The following is a 21458-nucleotide window of genomic DNA, read 5'->3' on the forward strand; positions in this document are numbered from 1 at the left end:
TCATGTCTCCAACCATTCCAAAGGCCCGGTCTGGGCCTGCCCTTTTAACCGCCGCGGCCCTCGCGCTGGGGGGACTGTGCGTCACCGCGCCCGCCCAGGCAGCCGTCGACGACGGACTCGTCCTGGACTACAAGCTGACCGAATCGTCCGGTTCCGTTGCAGTGGACAGTTCCGGAAACGGCCGCGACGGCGCCATTAGCGGGGACGCCACACAGCTCGCCGGCGAGGGCCTCAAGCTTGGCGGCACGAACGCACATGTCCGGCTCCCCAACGACATCATGCGCGGTCTCGACTCGATTACGGTCTCCACCGAAGTAAAAATCGCCGCGGACCAGGGCACCCCTTATTTCATCTGGGGCCTGGGCAATACGACCAATGGTGTGGGGAACGGCTACCTCTTCACAACAGGCAACTCGTACAGGGCATCCATCGCTACCGGCAACTGGTCCACTGAACAGACCGTGAACGCAGGAAGGGACCTCGCCAGGGGCGCCTGGAAGACCGTTACCTATACGTTGAGCGGAGGCACTGCCGTGCTGTACGAGGACGGCATCGAGGTTGGCCGTAAGAGCGACGTGACCATCAAACCATCCGACATTGGCGGAGGGATCACCACGGCTAACTACCTCGGGCGGTCGACCTACAGTGGCGACAAGTACCTCAAGGGACAGGTAAGGAACTTTAGGGTCTACAACCGTGCCCTGTCCGCCGCGGAAGTGCACGACCTCGGCTTTGTGAGCCTGGAGGAGCGGGTAGCCCGCGACCTGGAGACGTTGGTGCTCGGTGATACCACCAACGTAACGACCGACCTTAAGCTGCCCCTGACGGGTCCCAATGGCTCGGCTTATACCTGGGCATCATCGAATGAGGCTGTTGTGTCGGCTGGCGGGACAATCAAGCGTCCCGCCTACAAAACCGGGAACGCCGACGTCGTGCTGACCGCGACCGCGACGTTTGGAGAAGCTTCCGCCGTGAAGACCTTCACCGTGACAGTCCCCGAAGACATCAGTGACAAGCAAAAGGTCGAGGAAGCCTCTGCTGCCCTCAACGTCTGGGATGCTCAGGGAATCCGGGGCAACATCACCCTGCCCACAACCGGACTGCATGGCGCAAAGGTGGCTTGGGAATCGAGCAATTTCTCCGTCATTACTGCAAGCGGCGAAGTAGCGCGCCCTGCTAACGGCTCCCAACCCCTCGAGGTCAAACTGGATGCCGCGGTCAGTTACGGAAAAGCCAAATCGAAGTGGACGTTCCGGGTAACCGTCCTGCCGCTGCCTCAAGTCGAAGCCAAAGAGGGCTACGCCTTCGCTTATTTCACTGGCAATGACCTCGCTGGAGAGAACATTTACATGGCAGCGAGCCGCGGAAACGATGCGCTCAAATGGGACGAGCTCAACGGTGGAAAGCCGATCCTGAATTCCACCCTTGGAACGAAGGGCCTTCGCGACCCTTTCATCATCCGCTCGCCTGAGGGCGATAAGTTCTACATGATCGCCACCGACCTCTCTATTGGCAGCGGAACGTCGTGGGATTCTTCCCAAAGGCAGGGCAGCCAGCACCTGGAAGTCTGGGAATCGACGGACCTTGTGAACTGGTCAGAACAGCGGCACGTCAAGGTTTCCCCGGATACAGCGGGAAATACGTGGGCACCGGAAGCCCACTATGACGAGAAGATCGGTGCCTACGTGGTCTACTGGGCCTCGAAAATTTACGCGGATACCGACCCCAGCCACTCCGGCGGAACCCATAACAAGATGATGTACTCCACCACCCGCGACTTCCGGACCTTCACGGAGGCCAAGGTGTGGAACGATCCCGGCAACTCCGTGATCGACTCCACCGTCATCAAGGAAGGTGACACGTACTACCGGTTCACTAAGGACGAGGGGCGCGTCTCCGGCTGCCTGGACATCATGCAGGAGAAGTCCACGGACTTGCTGGCCGTCGACCTCCCCACTACGAACCCGCGTAACTGGTCACTGATGGCCAACTGCATCGGCAAGAACGCCGGCACGGGTGCAGTGGAAGGACCGACCATCTTCAAGTCCAACACTGAACAGAAGTACTACCTGTTCGTCGATGAATTCGGCGGCCGGGGTTACATCCCGCTCGAAAGCACCAGCCTGGAAAACCCGGACTGGAAACTGTCCACCAATTATGAACTCCCTCGGGCTCCCAGGCACGGGACTGTTGTACCCGTCACCAAGACCGAGCTGGAGCGGCTGCACAGCGCAGTCGGCTGAATCTTCCCCGCTAGCATCCGATAGCTCATCCCAAACCAGCAGGGGCTCCCGGCAAAGGAGCCCCTGCTTTTTTCTGCCAGATGCAACACACATTGACCGTGACGTGCCACACATCCTAAAATGTTTTAGATGCGAACATCGGTTCGCGATACGAACAATGAAAGGCTGGCTCAATGACGAAGCTCCCAGCAATTTCGGATCCAGACATCACAACTGTTGAGGAGCAGGAAAGGCGCTTGCGCCGCGCCAAGAAGGCCGCGCTTGCTTCGTTCCTGGGCGGGGCACTCGAATACTACGACTTCTTCGTATACGCCACGGCAGCGTCGTTGGTGTTCTCCAGGATCTTCTTCCCGAGCGGTGATCCTACCGTGGCCACGATCGCTTCCTTCGCCACCTTCGGCGTCGCCTATGTGGCGCGTCCATTCGGTGCAATCTTCTTCGGTCACCTCGGCGATCGCATTGGCCGCAAGAACACCCTGGTGATGACCCTCGTCCTGATGGGGGCCGCCACGTTCCTGATCGGCCTGCTGCCCGACTTCCGGACGGTCGGCTACCTGGCGCCCATTCTGCTGGTGGTGCTCAGGCTTCTCCAGGGCCTGTCCGCCGGGGCCGAAACAGCGGGAGCTTCGGCCCTGACCATGGAGGAATCACCAATCGGACGTCGAGGCTTCTTCCCGAGCTTCGCCATGAGCGGGATTTCGGCCGGCATTGTGCTCGCCTCCCTGGTGTTCCTTCCGGTGGCCGCCATGAGCGAGGCCGACCGCCTTTCCTGGGGCTGGCGTATTCCCTTCTGGTCATCCCTTCTGGTCCTCGTGGTTGCCTACCTGGTGCGGCGTTCCCTTGAGGAGCCTGAGGTCTTCGAGGAGAAGGCGGAGCACCACGACCTTGTGAAGCTGCCGTTTATGGACATGCTCAAGACGCACCCGGCCCAGTTCTTCCAGGTTGCGCTAATGTCCTTCGAGACCGTCACGAACACGTTCATGCAATCGTTCGGCCTGGCCTACGCCGTCTCTGTGGGCATCCCGGCGCAGACCATGCTCTTTGTCAGCATCCTGGGCAATGTCATCGCCATCGGAACGCAGCCCCTGTTCGCTTTCCTCTCAGACAAGTTTGGCCGCAGGCCCATTTTCATCAGCGGCGTGCTCGGATCTACGGCCCTGATCTTCGTCTACTTCTGGGCAATCTCCACTGCGAATATCCCGCTCATTTTCGTCGTCAGCACCCTCATCACGGCCGGCACCTACTCGATGTCCAACGCCATCTACCCGGCATGGTTCTCGGAACTGTTCAACGTCCGTGTCCGCTACTCCGGCATGGCCATCGGCCTTCAGGTCGGCATTCTCTGCGCGGGCTTCACGCCTCTGCTTGGCACTGCCCTTGTGGGAGGGGTAGCGGCCAACTGGGGCCCTGCAGCCTGGATCGTGGCCGGATCCACAGTGCTTGCGGTGATCGGCGCCATGTGGGCCCGGGAGACACACAAGACGCCCATACACGAACTGGGCAACCCCGTGCACGGTTCAAAGTAGGCCGGGAGTTCAGTTCGGAAAACAAAGAAGCTCCGGAGTGCGTTATTGGGGGATACGCACTCCGGAGCGGTCTCTTGGCAGTCCCTTTCGGTCTGCTGCTAATGAGCATACTTGGCCTTAACGGCGATCGCCAGCACCCTGAATAAGTACTTTCGCTTTAGTTTCTTTAGCGCTCACATTTCGCTTCTTTGCCTCCGCTTCCCCGGCCGTTCAGAGGGTTCAGGTGCCCGCTGCGGAGGCGCCGTCGTCGGGCCCAATCGCCGCATGGGCGGCGTGGCGGGCGGGGACGATCAGCACCGGCCTGCTCTGGTGATGGCTGAGCCAGGATGCGACGGAGCCGTTCAACGCCTCCGAGATCCGGTGGCCCAGCCCCGGCTCAGGGGTGCCCACCACAATCATCGAAGCATGGACGTCGTGGGCGAGACGCCCCAAAGCGCGGGCGGGATCGCCAGCCAGCAGCCTCAGCGTCCAGTCCACGGAGCGTCCATCCGTCTGCGAAGCGACCAGCTCCTTCAATTCCATGCGGACGGCGGCGATATCGGCGTCGTCCTTCTCGGGATGCAACGACGCGCGGTGCGTCTCCTTGGCCGGATCCCATTCCACGAGGTAGCTGGCCTCGTCTACGTAGGCGCAGACCAGGGGTGCGTTCATCTTGATCGCGAGGTCTCTTGCCGTCTGCAGCACCTCGGGATGCTGGTCCGGAAGGACCCCGACCACTATGGGTACACGGCCGCTGAAACTCTCCGAGGACATACTCAATTGTCGCCCTGCAGGGGGTGCTTGAACAGGCGCAGGCACCCCCTTCGAAGGTCAGGGGCGCACAGTCAATGTCGCGCTGTCAGTGGTGGTCTTGCCATGGGCATTGTGGAAGACGGCGCGTACCAGCATGCCGTCCATGCCGCTTTCGACGTCGGCCAGTTCCAGTACGGAGGCCCTGGTCGCCTCGTCGGTGCTCCTGGTGACGGGCTGGCTTTGGACCTTCTGCCAGGTGGCGCCACCGTCGCGCGACGATTCCCACACGGCGACGGGCGACGGCGTACCGCTCGCTGTCACGCTGAAGCTCGCCGTCTTCCCGACGCCGGTAGTGGTCGCCTTTGGCTGCTTCAGGATCCGGGGGTGTTCCACCGACTGGTTGAAGGAGGGCCAGCCATCCACCCAGTTGATCTTCTGCAGGCCAAGGGTGGGGAAGTAGGGGATCTCCTCGTTGGATCCGTCGTAATAATGGAAGGCCAGGTAATCGCCGAATACCGACTGTCCCCCAGGGCCCGTGATGGCCCCGTGCGAGTCCAGGACTACAGAACCACCTCCACCGAACATGTCGCGGCCGTCCTTGTCGAGGTAGGGTCCCTTCACGGACTTCGAACGCCCCACGGCCACCTTGTAGGTGGAGTCGGCGCCCCGACAGCAGGAGTCAAAGGACACGAACAGGTAGTAATAGTCGCGGTGTTTTGTGATGTAGGGGGCTTCGATGGGGTTGCCTGCCTTGAAGCGATCCGCGATATTCACGGTCCGGGACTGCCAGTCCGCGACGGGCTTTCCGCTTGGCCACTCAAGGGGAACCAGGAAGATCCCGTACCAAAATGACCCGATGGCCATGTAGGGCTTGCCGTCAGCATCCTCGACAATACCGGCGTCGATCGCGTTGAAGGTCTTGTTGGGGTTGTTTGGATCCAATCCCGTGACGGGGGAGGACACCACGAGGCCCTGGTCCACCCACTCGTAGGCCGGGTCCGAAGGGTCAAGGGTGGTGTTGGTAGCCAGGGCCGTCAGCGAATAGTTACCGCCGAATCGTGACGCCGAGTAGTAGAGGTAGTACGTACCGTCGTTCTCGTAGATCTCGGGTGCCCAAAGATTGCCGGGGAGCTCGCCGCCGGCAAAGTGGGCGTCGATCCAGGCGGGGATCTTGTCCCAGACGGTCCCCTTGTATTCCCAGGTTGTTCCTTGGTCGTGCGAGGACCAGACCTGGATGGTTCCGCCATTCTCACGGTTCAAGAGACCGGTGGAATACACGTACCAAGTGCCGTCGTCGGCAATGATGAGGGCGGGGTCGTGGATGGGGGATGTCTGACCGACCACTGTTTTGCCGCCGGGAAGATCCTCCTGCGTTTTTGCAGTCAGCTGGTACGATACCTGGCTGGTGGCTGGCCCGAAGGTCGCAGCAAGCGAGCCGGCCAGTGGATCGGAGGGAAGAACCGAGGCCGTCAGGACGAGTGCTCCCACGGCGAGGGCGGCGCCGACCATTGAGAACGTTCTGGTGGACAGGCGTAGGTGGCGAGGCTTCATTGCATGGCCCTTCGGCATTTGGAGGGGAGGGGGAAGCGTTGAGATGGGTAGAGCCTTGTTTGGAGGCGAGGCAAAATCTATACAACGTTGTAACAAGCGAATATGGCATGCCTTTGCCCTCTGGTCAAGGTCTCGCTTTATCAGCGGGAGCGCCGTAGTGTTAGCGCAAACAATTTTGGCGTCGTACTCTTGACGGGGTCCGGCGGGGCGTGTGATATTTCTTACAACGTTGCAAATCAACAACTCGGGTACGGACTTCTTGAAGCCCAGCCCTCACAGCTACAGCTACTCGGAAGGACTACGTGATGATGAAGTCACGGTCAATTGCCGCAACCTTGGGAATGGTGGTCGCCGCCGGACTCATGCTTGGCGGCTGTTCAGCTCCCGCTGCCAGTGAATCCGGTGAGAAGAAGCTCACCTTCATGTTCCGTGGGGGAGAGGACGAGAAGAAGGCGTATGAGAAGGCCGTCGCCCAGTTCGAGAAGGACAACAGCGTCGACGTCGACATTATTGTTACCACGGCGGACCAGTACGCCACCAAGCTCAAGGCGGCCATCGCCGGCAAGCAGGTTCCCGACGTGTTCTATATCGGGCCCGGCGACGTCCAGGCCTATGTGCAAAACGGCATCGTCAAGGACATCACCGAGTTCGTTGAAAAGTCGGACACTATCGACCTGGACAACATCTGGGAGTACGGCATTGACAGCTACCGGTTTGACGGCAAGCGCGTAGGCGAGGGTGCAATCTACGCACTTCCGAAGGATGTTGGGCCGTTCTCCTTCGGCTACAACAAGACAATGCTTGAGAAAGCCGGCGTGCCCCTGCCAGACAAGGACAGGCCGTACACGTTCGACGAGTTTGTAGCCGCTACCAAGAAGCTCACGGCGGACACCAATGGCGACGGCCAGCTTGACCAGTGGGGAACCGGCCTGAATGTGCAGTGGAACCTGCAGCCCTTCGTCTGGTCCAACGGCGGCGACTGGCTGAGCGAGGACCGGAAAAAGGTCACCGTGGACACTCCGGAATTCGCCGAAGCCCTCCAGTGGTTCGCTGACCTTCAGAACGTCCACAAGGTGACACCCTCGGTGGCAGAAGCCCAGACTCTTGACACCTACCAGCGCTGGATGAAGGGCGAAATCGGCTTCTTCCCCATCGCTCCCTGGGACCTGTCCACCTACAAGAAGCTCGGCTTTGAATGGGATGTCATTCCCTATCCCGCCGGCAAGACGGGCAAGACTGCGACATGGACCGGCACCTTGGGAATCGCCGTTTCCGAGGGCACCAAGTACCCGGCCGAGGCCGTGAAGCTGGTCGAATACCTGACCGCCAACAAGGAAGCACAGCAGACCCTGGTGGATGCCAGCATCCAGATCCCCAATTTGAAGGACATGGCCGAAACCTGGGCCGCAGACACCAGCGCACCTCCGGCCAACAAGCAGGAGTTCCTCCAGATCGTCAAGGACTACGGACGCGCCCTGCCGGGAGGCAACACCTTCAATGCCGAGTGGTATGACGAGCTGTTCACCAACATCCAGCCGGTGCTGGACGGAAAGCAGAGCGCCAAGGACTACCTGAAGGAAGCCCAGCCCCGCATGCAGGAGTTCCTCGACTCCGCGAACCAGCAGGCCGGCAACTAACCGCCAGCCGAGCATCAAAGACCGGTGCCGCGGCTGCAGCCCGATTGCGGCCGCGGCACCTGACCAACCACCAGCAGATCAACCCCTGCTACACCGCACTGCCGAAACGAATCGAAGAGGATCCGCCGATGTCCATGACCATGCGCCGCTCAAGGCTTCACCGAAGGGAGCATCGGGCAGCACTCGCCTTCGTTGCCATCCCGGTGATCGGATTCCTGCTGTTCACGCTCTTCCCGCTGTTGTTCTCGGTCTATGCGTCGTTCACCAACTGGAACGGCATTTCCGCCCCCGTCTTCAAGGGCTTCGACAACTACGTAAAGATGTTCGGGGACCGGTACTTCCTGAAGTCGATGTGGAACACGCTGTTCATGATGATCGGGATCCCGATCGGACTCGTCATTTCCCTTGGCCTTGCCCTGGCCCTGAACCGCAAGATGCGCGGCACCACGTTCTTCCGCACGGTCTACTACCTCCCGGTGATTTCCTCCATCGCCGCCGTCGCCATCCTTTGGCAGTGGGCCTTCAACGGAGACTTCGGCCTCATCAACCAGGGGCTGGGACTCCTGGGAATTGAGGGTCCAAACTGGCTGCAGGACACGGCAACCGTCAAGCCGGCCCTCATCATCATGGCCATCTGGAAAGGCCTGGGGTATTCCATGCTGCTATACCTGGCGGCCCTGCAATCGGTCCCGCGGCACCTTTACGAGGCAGCCGCCCTGGACGGCGCCGGCGTCTGGCAGCAGTTCCGCCACGTCACGGTCCCCATGGTCCGGCCCGTCACTTTCTTCCTTGTAGTCACGAGCATCATCGGCGGCTCGCAGATCTTCGTCGAGATCAACATAATGACGCCCACTGGAGGTCCGGAATTCGAATCGGCGTCAATCGTTTGGTACATCTGGCAAAAAGCCTTCGACAACCTGCAGATGGGCTATGCCTCGGCCATGTCGGTGGTGCTCGGACTCCTCGTCTTCGTCATCACGTTTATCCAGTTCCGGCTGAACCGCCGCAACCAGTTCTCTATCGATTGAGGGCCGCCAGCCATGTCGCCACAACCCACACTCATCTCCCAGTCAGCACAAAAGACCGAAGATTCAGGCAACGAGGCCTCTTACGGATCCCGCCCATCACTTCCTGCGCTACCTGGCAAGCACCGGCGGACCAGCAAGGACCGCCTGGGCAACGTCCTCGTCACGCTGGTCCTCTCCCTCGGGGCAATAATCATGATCGCCCCGCTGGCGTGGACGTTCTCCACTTCCCTTAAGACGCGCGAGGGCGTTTTCGAACTGCCCCCGCAGTGGATTCCGGACCCCTTCGTCTGGGAGAACTACCTTCGTGTCTGGACTGCGGGCCCGCTCCTCAGTGGCATCCAGAACAGCCTGATCGTGGCATGTTCAGTGACTATTGTCGGCTCGCTCACCTCGGCCCTCGCCGCCTTCGCGTTCGCGAAGATGCGCATGCCCTTCAAGAATGTCTTGTTCCTGGGCCTCCTGTCCGGCCTCATGATTCCCTTCCCGACGCTCATGATTCCGCAGTTCACCGTCTTTGCCGGCATCGGCTGGGTGGACACGCTCCTGCCCCTCATCGTGCCGGGACTGTTCGGCAACATCATCATGATCTTCTTCCTGCGGCAGTACCTTTCCAGCGTTCCCGATTCGATCATTGAAGCGGCGAGGATCGACGGCGCCTCGTTCCTCCAGATCTTCTTCAGGCTCATCCTGCCTGTCATCCGCCCCGCCCTGGCGGCGCAGTTCATCCTCTGGTTCATGGCGGTGTGGAACGACTACCTGGCACCGATCATCTACTTGAACTCGCCGGGCAAACAGACGCTGCAACTGGTGATTGGCAACTTCAACGCCCAGTACGCCATTCAGACGGACTACCCGTTGATCATGGCGGCGTCGTTCATCGCCTTGCTGCCCGTGCTGATCGTCTTCATTGTCTTCCAGCGCCAGATCATCGAATCGATAGCCCTCACCGGAGCCAAGGGCTAGGCCGTGGAGGGCACGGAAAGCTGGGGCCTCAGGCACGCCCATGACCCAACGGTGGTTCGCGGCGATGACGGCACGTACTACATGTTTTCCACTGATGCCGCGGCCGTGCAGGAACATATTCCGTCCGGAGTGCACATCCGTACATCCGAGGACCTCGTCACCTGGCGCTTCCTGGGAACCGCGGTCGACGGCGTGCCGCGCCCCGCGAGGGAGTGGAGCGGCGCCAAGGGCCTGTGGGCTCCCGAGGTGGTCCGCTGGCCAGGAGGACAGTGGCACATGTACTACTCCGCCTCGACGTTCGGCTCCAACACCTCAGCCATCGGCCTCGCCGTCGCTCCCCGTCCTGCCGGACCATGGGAGGACCGAGGCGTCATTCTGGCCACTAGCTCAGGAGAGTCCACCCAGAACGCTATCGACGCCGCCGTCACCTTTGACCGCGACGGCGAACCCTGGCTCACCTATGGATCCTTCTTTTCCGGCATCTACACCCTCCGCCTGGATCCCGCTAGCGGACGACCGGCAAAGGAGGGGGACGCCGGCGCCTTGATCGCCCGCAGGCACCCGTCGGTTGAAGGGGCCATCGAGGGAGCATTCATTCTCTACCGACGTGAGGAAGACCGCTACGTCCTCTTCACTTCCTACGATTCGCTCTTCAGCACGTACAACATCCGGGTGGCCGTTGCCGAGCACATAGAGGGTCCCTATCGGGACCTCAACGGAACGCTGATGACGGACCTGGAAGCCCAGCCCACCTCTGTGGGTACCAAAATCCTTGGAAGTTATGGCTTCGACGGCGATACCGCCTGGTCCGCTCCCGGCCACAACTCGGTCCTGGTGGACGGCGAAGGGGAACAGTCCGACTACTACATGGTGCACCATGTGCGTTTCGCGGAGGACCCGCAGCAGCACATGGCCCAGCTGCGCCGCCTGTTCTTCACGGAAGCCGGCTGGCCTGTGGTGTCGCCCCAGCCCTTCGCCGGACATGAGGCCGAGGCACTTGATGCCCCTGAATCGCTTGCCGGCATGTGGCGGGTGGTGAAACTGGAGCCGTCCTCTGCCGCAGTGGCGCACGCCATCCCGATGGAGGTCACCGCCCCCGCGGAGGTGGTGGCGGGTAAAGAGTACGACGGCGCGCCGGTTCCAGTGCGCCTGGACGTCGCGGGGACAGAGCTCGATGCGGTCGTCTTTGCCTCCTGGGATTGGTCCCGGGAGCGCTCCGTCCTGTCGTTCAGCGGATTCTCCGCCGACGGCATTGCCTGGTTCGGCACGAAGGGGGATTGACCCGTGGACGTGAATGGAACCGGCTGGGCGGACAGGCTCATGCAGTGGCTTCGTTTTGGAACGCACCTGATCCTCGTCAACCTGCTGTTTGTGGCAGGAGCGCTCGCGGGGGCTGTGGTTTTCGGGCTGTTTCCAGCGGCCGTTGCGGCCTCCACTGTGCTAGCCCGACTCCGAGCAGGCGGCGGAGGGGAGCAGCTAGTCCAGGATTTCGTGGCTGCTTACCGGGCCCGGTTCCTGCATGCAAATGCCGTTGGTGGCCTGTTCTGGGCTGCCGGTATTGTTTGGGCGCTGAACCTGACGTCCCTCATGCCCATGGCCGGCGGAGCTTCCCCGGCTGCGGACTCACCCCTGGCTGCGGCCATCCCTGCCTTGGTGTCTGTGGTCGGTTTGTGGACGGTGCTCGCTGCGGCCTGTGCTGTCACCGCCTGCGCCAGGTACCGGGACACCGTGATGCAGACGTGGCGCTACGCCTTCGTGCTGCCCCTGGCCTCGCCGGTCATGAGCCTGGCCCTGCTTGCGAGCCTGGGCGCGGCGTCCGTTCTCTTCGCTGAATTCGACGTCCTCATTCCGCTGTTTGGGGCGTCCCTGCCACTGTTCGTTGCGGATTGGCTCGTCGAGCATCGGATGGCAGTCCTTGCCCGCAAGTCAGCAGCGGAGCGCTCCTCTTTCGCGTGACACCTCCAATGGGGAATTTCTGCGGAGACTAAAGCGCACCCAATTTCTACAACGTTAGACAAACTATCAAAAGGAAAACCCGTGACCATCACATCAATCCCCGCCGAGGACCTCGTCACCACAGCGACCGCAACCGTAGTGGTCGACCGTTCGGCCGTCGTCGCGCCTGTGAACCGGCGGATCTTCGGGTCCTTTGTTGAGCATCTGGGACGTTGCGTCTATGACGGGATCTACGAACCGGAACACCCCACGGCCAATGAAGACGGCTTTCGGCTGGACGTGGTCGAACTCGTCAAGGAACTCGGCTCCACCACGATCCGCTACCCGGGCGGCAACTTCGTTTCCGGCTACCGCTGGGAAGACGGCGTGGGGCCGCGCGAGCAGCGACCCGTGCGGCGGGACCTCGCCTGGCATTCCCTCGAGTCCAACCAAGTGGGCGTCGATGAGTTTGCCCGCTGGTGCGCGCTGACCAACTCCGAACTGATGATGGCCGTCAACCTGGGCACCCGCGGCATCGAAGCGGCCCTTGACCTGCTCGAATATACCAACCACCCATCCGGAACCACCCTCAGTGAGCAACGCATCGCCAATGGAGCCCGGGAACCCTACAACATCCGCATGTGGTGCCTGGGCAATGAGATGGACGGGCCATGGCAGATCGGGCACATGTCCGCTGAAAACTATGGCCGGATCGCCGCGCGCACCGCGTCGGCCATGAAGACTGCGGACAAGGACCTCGAACTTGTGGTCTGCGGCTCCTCAAGCTCGGCAATGCCGACCTTCGGGGAGTGGGAGCGCGTTGTCCTCGAACAGTGCTACGAGGACGTGGACTATATCTCCTGCCATGCGTATTACCAGGAGAGGAACGGCGACCTGGGATCGTACCTGGCCTCGTCCCTGGACATGCAGTTCTTCATTGAGACCGTCGTGGCCACGGCCGACCACGTCAAGCACAAATTGCGCAGCAAGAAGACCATGCAGCTTTCCTTCGATGAATGGAACATCTGGTATTTGGACGAATTCCAGGCCTCGCAGGTATCCCAGGTTGAGTGGGAGCACGCCCCGCGGCTCCTTGAGGACGTCTACTCAGTTGCGGACGCCGTCGTCTTCGGCAACCTGCTCATCACGCTGCTGAAGAACCATGACCGCGTGGCGGCGGCGTCGCTCGCCCAGCTGGTGAACGTTATCGCCCCCATCATGACTGAGCCGGGAGGGCCGGCCTGGCGGCAGGCAACATTCTTCCCGTTCTCGGTGACGTCCCGCCTGGCTCGCGGTGAAGTGCTGCGGCCACGGATCGACGTCGGCACCTACAACACCGCTGTACATGGCGAGGCTCCGCTGGTCGATGCGGTGGCCACAGCCGATACCGCCTCCGGGAAATCGGCGCTGTTCCTCGTAAACCGCAGCCTGTCCGAGTGGTTGGAAGTGACCATCAATGTCGCTGAGCTCGAGGCGACCGTGGTCGAGGAAGCCCTCACCCTGCACGATGAGGACGCCTATGCCAGGAACACACTCCAGGACCAGGACCGCGTCGGGCTCAAGCCGCTTGAAGGCGTTGTCCTCGAAGGCGGCATCCTGACCGTCAGCCTGCCGCCCGTGTCGTGGTCTGCCCTGGCCTTGGGGTGATTCCTAACGGTTTGGGTCGCTAGGGCCTGGTTCGTTAGCACCTGAGTTGTTCCGGCCGAGCGTCGACTCCCTTCCCACTACACGGAAGGCAGTCTCAATTTCGCGCGGTGCACCGCCGTCGGGGTTCTTGATCCGCTCCATGAGGACCCTGATGGCGGTCTCTGCGATTTCATCCCGGCCGGGGTCCACTGTGGAAAGGGTGGGCAAGGAGTACCGGGTCTCGTCGAGGTCGTCGAAGCCAATCACTGCGAGGTCGTCAGGGACCCGGTAACCGGCTTCCTGAAGAACCCGCATCGCGCCCTGGGCCAGTGTGTCATTCAGGCCGAAGACGGCGTCGAACTCCACTCCCCTTTCCAGCAGCTCCCGCATCGCCGCTGCGCCGTTCGCGCGGTGCCAGGACCACATGTATCCCACTATGGCGTCGTCGTAGGGGATGTTTCGCGCTTCCAGCGCCTCGCGGTAGCCGCGCATGCGCAGTCCGGCAGAGCCGATGACTTCGCCCTCATGGGCGCCAATGACGGCGATCCGCTGCCGGCCCAGGTCAAGGAGGTGCTCGGTTGCCGCGCGGGCGGCAGCGACGTTCTGCATTGTTATGTGGTCGCAGCCGCTGGAGAAGATGCGCTCGCCGAGCAGGACAACGGGGACGTCGGCCTTCACTAGCTCAGCGTCCTCCTGGCCCATCCCCAGGGGGCTGAAGATCAGGCCGTCGGACATCTTGAGCCGGGGGCTGGACATGACTTCGAGCTCCCTCTCGCGTTCGCCCCCCGTTTGTTCGATCAGGACCACGAGGCCGTGTTTGGCTGCTGCGTCAATGACGGCGTCCGCCAGCTCAGCGAAGTAGGGGAGGCGGAGCTGCGGGACCGCCAAGGTAACGGCACCGGTGTGGCCGGAACGCAGGCTGCGTGCGGTGAGGTTCGGCCGGTATCCAAGCGCCGCAATGGCCTCCTCCACCTTGGCACGGGTTGAGTCGCGCACATGCGGGTGGTTGTTGATCACGTTGGACACGGTCTTGAAGGAAACTCCGGCCACCCTTGCCACATCATGCAGAGTCGCAGCCATTTAGGTGTCTCCCGTCCATAAAAAGAGCCAGGCAGGGGTTTCCCTGCCTGGCTCCATTTTACAACGTTGAATGCTTGAACTATTTGACGCTTCCCATGGTGACGCCGGAACGCCAGTACCGCTGCATGGCGATCATGAGGATGACCATCGGAATGGTGGAGATGAGGGATCCGGTGATGACCAGGCCGGTCAGGTCATACTGGCTGTCCGTTCCGCGTTCGAGCCACGAGTACAGTCCGAGCATGACGGGCCATTTGTCGGCGCCCTTCAGGAAGACAAGCGGCCACATGAAGGTGTTCCACGAGCCTACGAAGTGCAGGAGGAAGATCGTGGCGCCCGCCGTCGTCATGAGCCTAAGCCCCAGCGAGAAGAAGATCCTGTACTCGCCGGCGCCGTCGATCCTGGCAGCCTCCATGAGCTCGCTCGGAACGGCTCCCTCCGCATATACCTTGGCCAGGTAGACCGAGAACGAACCGAACATGCCAGGCAGGATCATGGCCCAGATCGTGTCGTAGATCCCCATCTGGGTGAACAGCACGAACGACGGGACGATCATAAGGGTGCCCGGAATGAGGAACGACGCAATGATGAGGCCCATCGTGAAGCCGCGCCCCAGGTACTGGTACTTCGCGATGGCATAGCCTGCCGCCAGGGCCACCAGCGTCAGCCCGACAGAGCCCAGCGTCGAGTAGACCACTGTGTTCCAGAGCCAGCGGGCGAAGATTCCCTCCTGGTAGGTGAACAGGTTGGCCAGGTTGTCCCAAAGGCTGAATTGCCCAAACCACATGCCGTTGGTTGTGTAGAGCTGTTCCTTCGACTTGGTGGAGGCCACGATGAGCCACCACAAGGGACCGGCGGAGTAAATGGCCAGGAAAGCGAGGATTCCGAGCATCACCCAGCGGGAGACGCCCTCGGCTTCGTTCGCCGAGCGCTCCACATTGGGATTTCGGCTCCACTTCCGGCGCGAACGCGCGGGTTTGGGGGCGCCCGAGCCGGGCAGGTCTGTTCCGCGCACGGCGTTCGGCCGCAGCGATGCCTGGGTCATGACTCAATCCTGTTCGTGAAGCGGTAAATGATGGCCGAAACGATGCCCACCACAACGCCGAGAACGATCGACAGGGCAGTGGCGTAGTTGACGTTGCCCACCTGGAAGGCCTGGTTGAAGATCATCATGGCGGGGGTGAAGTCCTTGGTGATGGTTTCCGGCGTAACGGCCCGGAACAGCAGCGGTTCGCTGAAGATCTGAAGCGTGCCGATAATCGCCAGCAGGCTTGTCAGAACCAGCGAGCCGCGCAGGAACGGTACCTTGATGTCCAATGCGATCCGAAGTTCCGAGGCGCCGTCGATCCTGGCGGCCTCGAAAATCTCGTGGGGGATCGACTGGAGGGAGCCGTACATGATGAGCATGTTGAAGCCAATGCCGCCCCAGATGGCCAGGTTGCCGATCGACGACCAAACGGTGTTGCCCGAGAAGAAGTTCACGTCCAGCCCGAAGAGCTGGAAGAAATCGCCGAGTGGGCCCACCACGGGGCTGTAGAGATAAATCCAGATCATGGTCGCCACGAGGCCGGGCACCATGTAGGGGAGCAGGAGGACGATCCGGAAGCGTGCGGCGACCCGCCGCCGCACGCCGTCGAGCACCAGGGCCATTGCAAGGCTGAGCAGCTGGCCAAGCGGCACCACGACGATCGCGTAGATGAACACGCGCAGCATGCCCGCCCAGAAGGACGTATCCGCGAGGGCCTCGGCGAAGTTTTCAAAGCCCACGAACGTGGAGGTTGCCTTGCCGAAGCCGAGTCCCGACGTCTTGGTGGCAAAGACGCTTTCCTTGAGGGCCATGGCGATCGGGACCAGGGTAAACACCCCGAAACCGATGAGGAATGGCAGGCTCAGGGATGCGCCTTTCAGGTCCTGCTTGACGCGCCATCCTGCCCGCGGTCGAAGCGCGGGACCGTCCGTCGCGCCGCTGTTTCCCCGAGGTGTTTTGCTTCCCCGCGGGGAACGGCCTGGCTTGGCGGCCGTTTCGGTCATTGCTGTCATGGAGTCCTCCTGCTCTCCCGGTAACCAGCCGTCAGCTGGCGGCGGTGAACGAGATGCCCTTCTTCTCCAGATCTGATGCCACGAACTTCTGGACGTTCTTCAGGGCCTCGCTGAGCTTGATCTGGCCGGCTACGGCCTTGCCCCACTGGTCCTGCAGCTCCGGGAACCATGCGTCATAGTTCGGGCCAAGCTCGAACTTGCCTACCGTGGCTGTCTGGGCCTCCACCATGACCTCTGCGGCCTTGGTGTCGTCCACGAAGAAGCCCTTGGGGACGATGTCCTTCACGTAGGGGGACGGGTCCTTCAGCGAGGAGGGGAGGCCTACGGAACCGGTCTTCGGGTTCTTGCCGGCCTGGATGCCCTCAGGGGTGGCGAGCCAGTCGGCGTACTTGACTACGGCCTCGGGGTTTTCGCAGCCGACGGGGACAAAGCTCGGGGTGGAGCGGCCCGGAGTGGCTTTCTTGTCGGCCGAGAACTGCGGGATCTCGACGGCTTCCCAATGACCGGAAGTGGCCGGGAAATTGGTCTTGTAACCGGTCAGCGACCACCACTGGGTGGTGGTGGATGCCATCTTCCCTGAGTCGAAGTACGCGTACAGGGCCGGCCTGTCCTTGTAGGTCTGGTTAGAGACGAGGTCGTTGTCGATGAGCTGCTGAATGATGTCCGCAGCAGCGAGTGTGGCCTTGTCGGTGAAGTTGACCTTCCACTTGTCACCGTCGATCGCGAACCATTCTGCGCCGCCCTGCTGGGCGAGGTTCATCAGGGTGCTTGGGTCCTCGCCGGCGAGGTTGGTGACGTCCACGCCGTGCGCCTTGAAGGTCTTTCCGGCTTCCACGAACTCCTGCCATGTGGTGGGGACCTTGACGCCGAACTTGTCGTACGTGTCCTTGTTGATGATCATGAACTGTCCGTCGGCGCCGGAGGGAAGGCCGTAGTACCGGTCATTGACCTTGGCGGCAGCCTTGGCGCCGTCGTTGTACGTGTCCTCGGTCGGCTTGACTGCATCGGTGATGTCTTGGGCCCAACCGTTGACCACCATGGTGGTCAGGGGCGCGAAGCCCTGGACCAGGCACGGCACATCGCTCTTGGCTTCCATCGCGTTGCGGAAGTTCGTCTGGGTGGCGGTGTTGGAGGCCTGAAGGACGTAGTTGACCTTGACGTCGCTCTGTGCGGCGTTGAACGCATCCACTATCTGCTTGCCCGTCTCGGCATTCCAGCCCCACACATCAATCGTGACGGGGCCTGACTTGGTCTCCTGTGCTGCCGGGGCGACGGATCCGCCGCCGGCGCAGGCGGAAAGCATGGCGGCTGAGGCGAGGACGGCAGCGCTCAAAGTGAGCCGCCTGCGGTTTGTGAACTTCATAATTCTCTCCTTTGAGGTGTAACGGAGGGGTAGAGGAAATCGTTATCCCGTTGTGTCTGAAACACCGGGGCGGGCTAACAGGAAATCGTTATCCAGCATGCGTGATGCGGACCACATTGTCAACGAGTTAGCGGTAACAATAGCGCATCTCCGGGGAGCGGTGGCTAAAACGGGAGGAGCAACGTAAAGAAGGGTAGCCCGAAACGGGGGCGCCGGAAAATCGAACCGGGCGCCCCCGCTTCGGATGGTCAAGGCCTAGGCGGTCCGTGAAGGAACTCGACCTCTGCGAGGTTGGTGTTGCCGCCGTGCTCGTCAAGTACCCGAACCTGGGCGTAATCTGCCCGCTGCGGGAGCGAGAACGTGTACCAGTTGGCACCGGTCATGCCCGAGATGGTCATGAACGTCTGCCACGTGACTCCACCGTCGTTGGAGCCCTGGATGACGGTTCCGTTCCCTCGGCTTACGTGGGTGGAGCGCGGGTAGACCCGGACCAGGTCGGCCATGATGCGCGAGCCGTCGGTGGGCTTCACCGTGACCCAGCCGTTGGACGACGTCGTGTCCGTGGCCGTGGCGATGTCACGGTCGAACATACGCCACCCGTTTTGCTGGCTGGTGCCTGTCCCCGGCCATGCCCAGGTTGAGGCGTTCACCCAGCCCTGGACCACGGGAACACGCTGGATCGCGCTATTCCACAAGGCAAGGCGGCTGCCGTCCGTGGTGCTCGTGAGGGTAGTGCCGGACTTTCCCGAGACGGTCTTGTAGTCAAGGGTGAACTGGACATCCCGGCCGAACTCGACGTCGGAAGGCAGGACGGCGCGGGCAGTCCAGCGGATCCCGTCCGTGGAGGTGGCTGTGGCGGCTGCTCCCTCGACGACGGCATTTACCTCCGACAGTGGCTCGGTGGCCACGATGTCGAGGGTCACGGTGTCCCCGTTTTGGGCCAGGCCCTTGTCGGTATTGGACGTGGAGATTGACAGTGAGGAGACCGAGTTGGCCATTTCATGCCGCTGGCCGTGGACGCGGAACTCGCCGAAGGACGAGATGCCGGGGTAGGCAGGGTCGGTGGGTACACCGGGGTGGTCCACCTGGACCTTCAGGTAGCGGAACGTCTGCCCTGCAACTTCGGCGCGAACCGGGATGGTCTCCATTGCGAAGCCGTTCGCCGTCGTGTTCGTCGTCTCCCGTTCGGTGAGCAGCGTCCAGGTGCGCCCGTCACGGGAGCCGTAGACGTTGGCGCCCTGGGAACGGTTCGCGAAGTTGTACCGCGCCTGGAGTCCGAAGGCTTCCGCGGAAACCTGGAAGCCCTGGCCGAAGTCCATCGTGAACGGCGCCCGCAAGTCACCGGTCGTCGTGTTGAAGTTTGCATCCACGAGGTTCCTCGGTTGGACACTCGTTGGGTTCGTGGTGACGAGCCCGCGATAGTCGATTGAACCGTCGTCGCCCAGCTTCGGGGTCAGGAGCTTGAGCGCCTTGACCGCTTGCTGGAGACGAACGAGCTGCTCCAAGTAGCCGGCATCGTCGGCCGTGGCTATGGCAGCCCGGACCTCGGTCCTGACCGTATCGAAGGGAGCGAACGACGCCGACTCGTACGTCGCGTTCGGATCGTAGCCTTCCAGCGCGGCATTGAAGGCAGACTGCCGGTCGGCGGCGATGAGCACGGTAGCGGGACGCGTCGCGAGGGTAGCGGCGTCGTTGGCCGTGACCTGGAAGATGCGCTTTCCTACGTCGCGGCTGGTCGGCTTCCACTTAAGCTGGGCCGTCTCGGGGTGGAGGCTGGCGCCAATGGGAAGTCCGGCGCTCGTGTAAGCGAGCACCTCGCCTGCGGCGTCGGTGGCGGACAGGGAACGCTTCAGCTCAGCGCCGGCCACGCCGATGATCGGTGTGGTCACATCGGCCGGGAACTGCGGCACCGTCAGCTGGGTCTTCGCCTCAAGGTTGACGTAGTCGAAGTCCGCGGTGACGCCGTTGGCCCCGAGCACCGTGAAGTATGCGAGATTCTCGCCGCCAAGGCTCTTGCCTGTCAGCTTCTCGACGTCCATGTCAAAGGTGACGTATCGCCACTGGTTGTTTGTGTTCGGCAGCGGCACCTCGAGCCGGGTGGCCGGATCCTTGCCGATGCCAAGGGTTGCCGGCCCATTCGTGCGAACCTGGACACCCACCGGGCTGAAGCCTGTGCGGCTGACGTACATCAGGGTACGTACGGCAATGGTGCTGCCTTGTTCGGCGGCGTTGACCCTGACGAATGTTCGCTCATCCTTCGTCATGACCTTTGACCGGTCGTCCATGGCCGAGCTGCGGGTCTCGAGCTGGATCTTTGCGTCAGTAGCCACAGGCCGTTTCTGCCCCGCTACCTGTGCTGGAAGGGAGAGCCAGTATTCGGGGCTGTAGTCCGGGTTGCTCTCCCAGGAGTTGTACAGGCCCGTGCCCCAGTAGAACTTGGGGCCATCCGCCTTTGCATGCAGCTCGGCGATGTAGGGTGCCTCGCGCTCGACATCCACGCCGAGATCGTATTTGTAGACGTTATACAGCTCGTCGATCGGGTTGAACATGCGTCCGCGATACGCCTCCGAGAGTGCGCCCGGGCCGCCGGTGGTGTCAATCCAGGGAGTGTCGTAGCCGAGCATGTAGCCGGTGAAAGCGTTGGCTCCCTTGAGCAGGCGGTCATCGAGGAACTTGTATGGCGAGACCGCGTTGGCCGCGGTGGAAACCGTGCCCGCCGTGGGGTCGATCTTGGTGCCTTGGACCGTCAGGAAACGGGCCAGTGCTCCCAGGATGTTAACGCCGTCCCAGGCGTGGGCCTGGTCGCGGCCCATCTCCTGGTGCTGGACAAACGACTTGCCGTATGGATTGAGGGGGTTATCGGCCGAGATGAGCGGGAACAGGGCCGCCGTCGAGCCGTTCTGCTCCGGGCGGGTGGTCGAGGCGTTAACCGTGTACCACTCCACTGCCTCGTTGTACCGCTCACGGTTCTCCGTGAAGATGTACCCGGCGATCGCGCCGGTGAGCGGGTATCCGTGCTGGTTCAGATAGCGCCAGTTGGTGTGCAGGAACGTCTCCGTCATGGGCACGATGAGGTTGGAGCTCAGCTTCGCCGTGTCCTGCTCGTTCCACCGCAGGTCATAGGCCGTGTAGCCGTCGGGAACGCTTGTGGACCGGAAGATCTCCGCGGCAGCCAACAGCCGATACAGCGGGACCCCGGAGTGGATGTGCGCGTCCGGGTAGTAGGCGTACTTGGCCGGGTCCATGTTGCTCCAGATGCGGATGGCCCGCATTCCGTTCTCCCGATACACCGGGTCACCCGTAACGGTGTACAGGATGGCCTGCGTATAGGCGCCAAAAGCGTCCCGGATGAGCCTGCTCTGGATCCCCTGGGAATTGAACGCAGTGGAAGCTGGCTGGTCGAGCACACTGCTGGCATTGGACGAGCGGAAATTCTTTGCAGCGAATGGCGTCTCCGCCATTGCATCGTAATAGCTCTTCCACGGTTCGGTGCCAGCCTTAACCATGTCCCGGGCGTTGCGGAGGTTGGCGGCGCTCACGCCGATGCCCGGATGGGCGAAGCCGTTCGCGCCCACAGTCTCGGTGATGGTCACCTCCTGGCCGGTGTCCGCCGTCGCCGGTCCCACGCTGCCCGGCAGGGGTAGCCCACCTGCCGGGGCCACGAGGGCCAACGCGGCGGCAAGCCCGAGCATTCGGGCCGTTCGCCTCACCTTCAAAGGACGTTTCATCGTTCC

General features: G+C 62.0%; 15 protein-coding genes. 8 read left to right on the forward strand and 7 right to left on the reverse strand.

Annotated features, from left to right (window positions below; translation table 11 throughout):
- The first annotated feature begins 2 nt into the window (after positions 1 to 2).
- Together J7E82_RS09780 and J7E82_RS09785 are read left to right on the forward strand one after the other, a co-directional pair.
- A complete protein-coding gene (locus J7E82_RS09780; RefSeq protein ID WP_214862406.1) occupies positions 3 to 2243 on the forward strand; it encodes an immunoglobulin-like domain-containing protein in 2241 nt (746 codons plus the stop codon).
- Between the two features lie 173 nt (positions 2244 to 2416).
- Entirely contained in the window at positions 2417 to 3769 is a 1353-nt protein-coding gene (locus J7E82_RS09785; protein WP_214862407.1) for an MFS transporter, read from the forward strand.
- 219 nt (positions 3770 to 3988) lie between these two features.
- On the opposite strand, the gene J7E82_RS09790 is transcribed toward J7E82_RS09785, so the two are convergent.
- Positions 3989 to 4522, reverse strand: a complete 534-nt coding sequence (locus tag J7E82_RS09790; RefSeq protein WP_214862408.1) for a universal stress protein — start codon at positions 4520 to 4522, stop codon at positions 3989 to 3991.
- A 57-nt stretch (positions 4523 to 4579) separates the two neighbouring features.
- Entirely contained in the window at positions 4580 to 6052 is a 1473-nt protein-coding gene (locus J7E82_RS09795) for a glycoside hydrolase family 43 protein (RefSeq protein WP_251041697.1), read from the reverse strand.
- Positions 6053 to 6357: 305 nt separating this feature from the next.
- Between J7E82_RS09795 and J7E82_RS09800 the strand changes: the two genes are divergently transcribed.
- The 6 genes from J7E82_RS09800 (at position 6358) to J7E82_RS09825 (ending at position 13262) form a co-directional block, all read left to right on the forward strand.
- Positions 6358 to 7689, forward strand: a complete 1332-nt coding sequence (locus J7E82_RS09800) for a sugar ABC transporter substrate-binding protein (protein ID WP_214862409.1) — start codon at positions 6358 to 6360, stop codon at positions 7687 to 7689.
- A 128-nt stretch (positions 7690 to 7817) separates the two neighbouring features.
- Complete coding sequence (locus tag J7E82_RS09805; protein ID WP_214862410.1) at positions 7818 to 8717, forward strand: carbohydrate ABC transporter permease; 900 nt, start codon at positions 7818 to 7820, stop codon at positions 8715 to 8717.
- Positions 8718 to 8729: 12 nt separating this feature from the next.
- Positions 8730 to 9680, forward strand: a complete 951-nt coding sequence (locus J7E82_RS09810; protein ID WP_214862411.1) for a carbohydrate ABC transporter permease — start codon at positions 8730 to 8732, stop codon at positions 9678 to 9680.
- Between the two features lie 3 nt (positions 9681 to 9683).
- A complete protein-coding gene (locus tag J7E82_RS09815) occupies positions 9684 to 10961 on the forward strand; it encodes a family 43 glycosylhydrolase (RefSeq protein WP_308113732.1) in 1278 nt (425 codons plus the stop codon).
- A 3-nt stretch (positions 10962 to 10964) separates the two neighbouring features.
- Positions 10965 to 11636 (forward strand): YesL family protein, encoded by a 672-nt coding sequence (locus J7E82_RS09820; protein ID WP_214862412.1) that lies wholly within the window; start codon positions 10965 to 10967, stop codon positions 11634 to 11636.
- A gap of 81 nt (positions 11637 to 11717) precedes the next feature.
- Positions 11718 to 13262, forward strand: a complete 1545-nt coding sequence (locus tag J7E82_RS09825) for an alpha-N-arabinofuranosidase (RefSeq protein ID WP_308113734.1) — start codon at positions 11718 to 11720, stop codon at positions 13260 to 13262.
- A gap of 3 nt (positions 13263 to 13265) precedes the next feature.
- On the opposite strand, the gene J7E82_RS09830 is transcribed toward J7E82_RS09825, so the two are convergent.
- The 5 genes from J7E82_RS09830 to J7E82_RS09850 all read right to left on the reverse strand — a co-directional run bounded on the left by J7E82_RS09830 (position 13266) and on the right by J7E82_RS09850 (position 21452).
- Positions 13266 to 14321, reverse strand: coding sequence for a LacI family DNA-binding transcriptional regulator (locus tag J7E82_RS09830; protein WP_214862413.1), 1056 nt, complete (start codon positions 14319 to 14321; stop codon positions 13266 to 13268).
- Positions 14322 to 14400: 79 nt separating this feature from the next.
- Complete coding sequence (locus J7E82_RS09835) at positions 14401 to 15366, reverse strand: carbohydrate ABC transporter permease (protein WP_214862414.1); 966 nt, start codon at positions 15364 to 15366, stop codon at positions 14401 to 14403.
- Positions 15363 to 16361: a carbohydrate ABC transporter permease gene (locus tag J7E82_RS09840; protein WP_214862415.1), complete on the reverse strand. Its 999-nt coding sequence runs from the start codon at positions 16359 to 16361 to the stop codon at positions 15363 to 15365. The genes J7E82_RS09835 and J7E82_RS09840 overlap by 4 nt, the downstream gene beginning before the upstream one ends.
- Before the next feature lie 31 nt (positions 16362 to 16392).
- Positions 16393 to 17724, reverse strand: coding sequence for an ABC transporter substrate-binding protein (locus J7E82_RS09845; protein WP_214862416.1), 1332 nt, complete (start codon positions 17722 to 17724; stop codon positions 16393 to 16395).
- Between the two features lie 248 nt (positions 17725 to 17972).
- Entirely contained in the window at positions 17973 to 21452 is a 3480-nt protein-coding gene (locus J7E82_RS09850; protein ID WP_214862417.1) for a discoidin domain-containing protein, read from the reverse strand.
- Positions 21453 to 21458 lie beyond the last annotated feature (6 nt).

The sequence above is a fragment of the Arthrobacter sp. ISL-30 genome, from assembly GCF_018613855.1.
Classification (GTDB): Bacteria; Actinomycetota; Actinomycetes; order Actinomycetales; family Micrococcaceae; genus Arthrobacter.

Bases quoted from the DNA above. Each gene is read 5' to 3' on its own strand.
- J7E82_RS09780 (WP_214862406.1), top strand. From the start codon at position 3: ATGTCTCCAACCATTCCAAAGGCCCGGTCTGGGCCTGCCCTTTTAACC.
- J7E82_RS09785 (WP_214862407.1), top strand. From the start codon at position 2,417: ATGACGAAGCTCCCAGCAATTTCGGATCCAGACATCACAACTGTTGAG.
- J7E82_RS09790 (WP_214862408.1), bottom strand. From the start codon at position 4,522: ATGTCCTCGGAGAGTTTCAGCGGCCGTGTACCCATAGTGGTCGGGGTC.
- J7E82_RS09795 (WP_251041697.1), bottom strand. From the start codon at position 6,052: ATGAAGCCTCGCCACCTACGCCTGTCCACCAGAACGTTCTCAATGGTC.
- J7E82_RS09800 (WP_214862409.1), top strand. From the start codon at position 6,358: ATGATGAAGTCACGGTCAATTGCCGCAACCTTGGGAATGGTGGTCGCC.
- J7E82_RS09805 (WP_214862410.1), top strand. From the start codon at position 7,818: ATGTCCATGACCATGCGCCGCTCAAGGCTTCACCGAAGGGAGCATCGG.
- J7E82_RS09810 (WP_214862411.1), top strand. From the start codon at position 8,730: ATGTCGCCACAACCCACACTCATCTCCCAGTCAGCACAAAAGACCGAA.
- J7E82_RS09830 (WP_214862413.1), bottom strand. From the start codon at position 14,321: ATGGCTGCGACTCTGCATGATGTGGCAAGGGTGGCCGGAGTTTCCTTC.
- J7E82_RS09835 (WP_214862414.1), bottom strand. From the start codon at position 15,366: ATGACCCAGGCATCGCTGCGGCCGAACGCCGTGCGCGGAACAGACCTG.
- J7E82_RS09840 (WP_214862415.1), bottom strand. From the start codon at position 16,361: ATGACAGCAATGACCGAAACGGCCGCCAAGCCAGGCCGTTCCCCGCGG.
- J7E82_RS09845 (WP_214862416.1), bottom strand. From the start codon at position 17,724: ATGAAGTTCACAAACCGCAGGCGGCTCACTTTGAGCGCTGCCGTCCTC.
- J7E82_RS09850 (WP_214862417.1), bottom strand. From the start codon at position 21,452: ATGAAACGTCCTTTGAAGGTGAGGCGAACGGCCCGAATGCTCGGGCTT.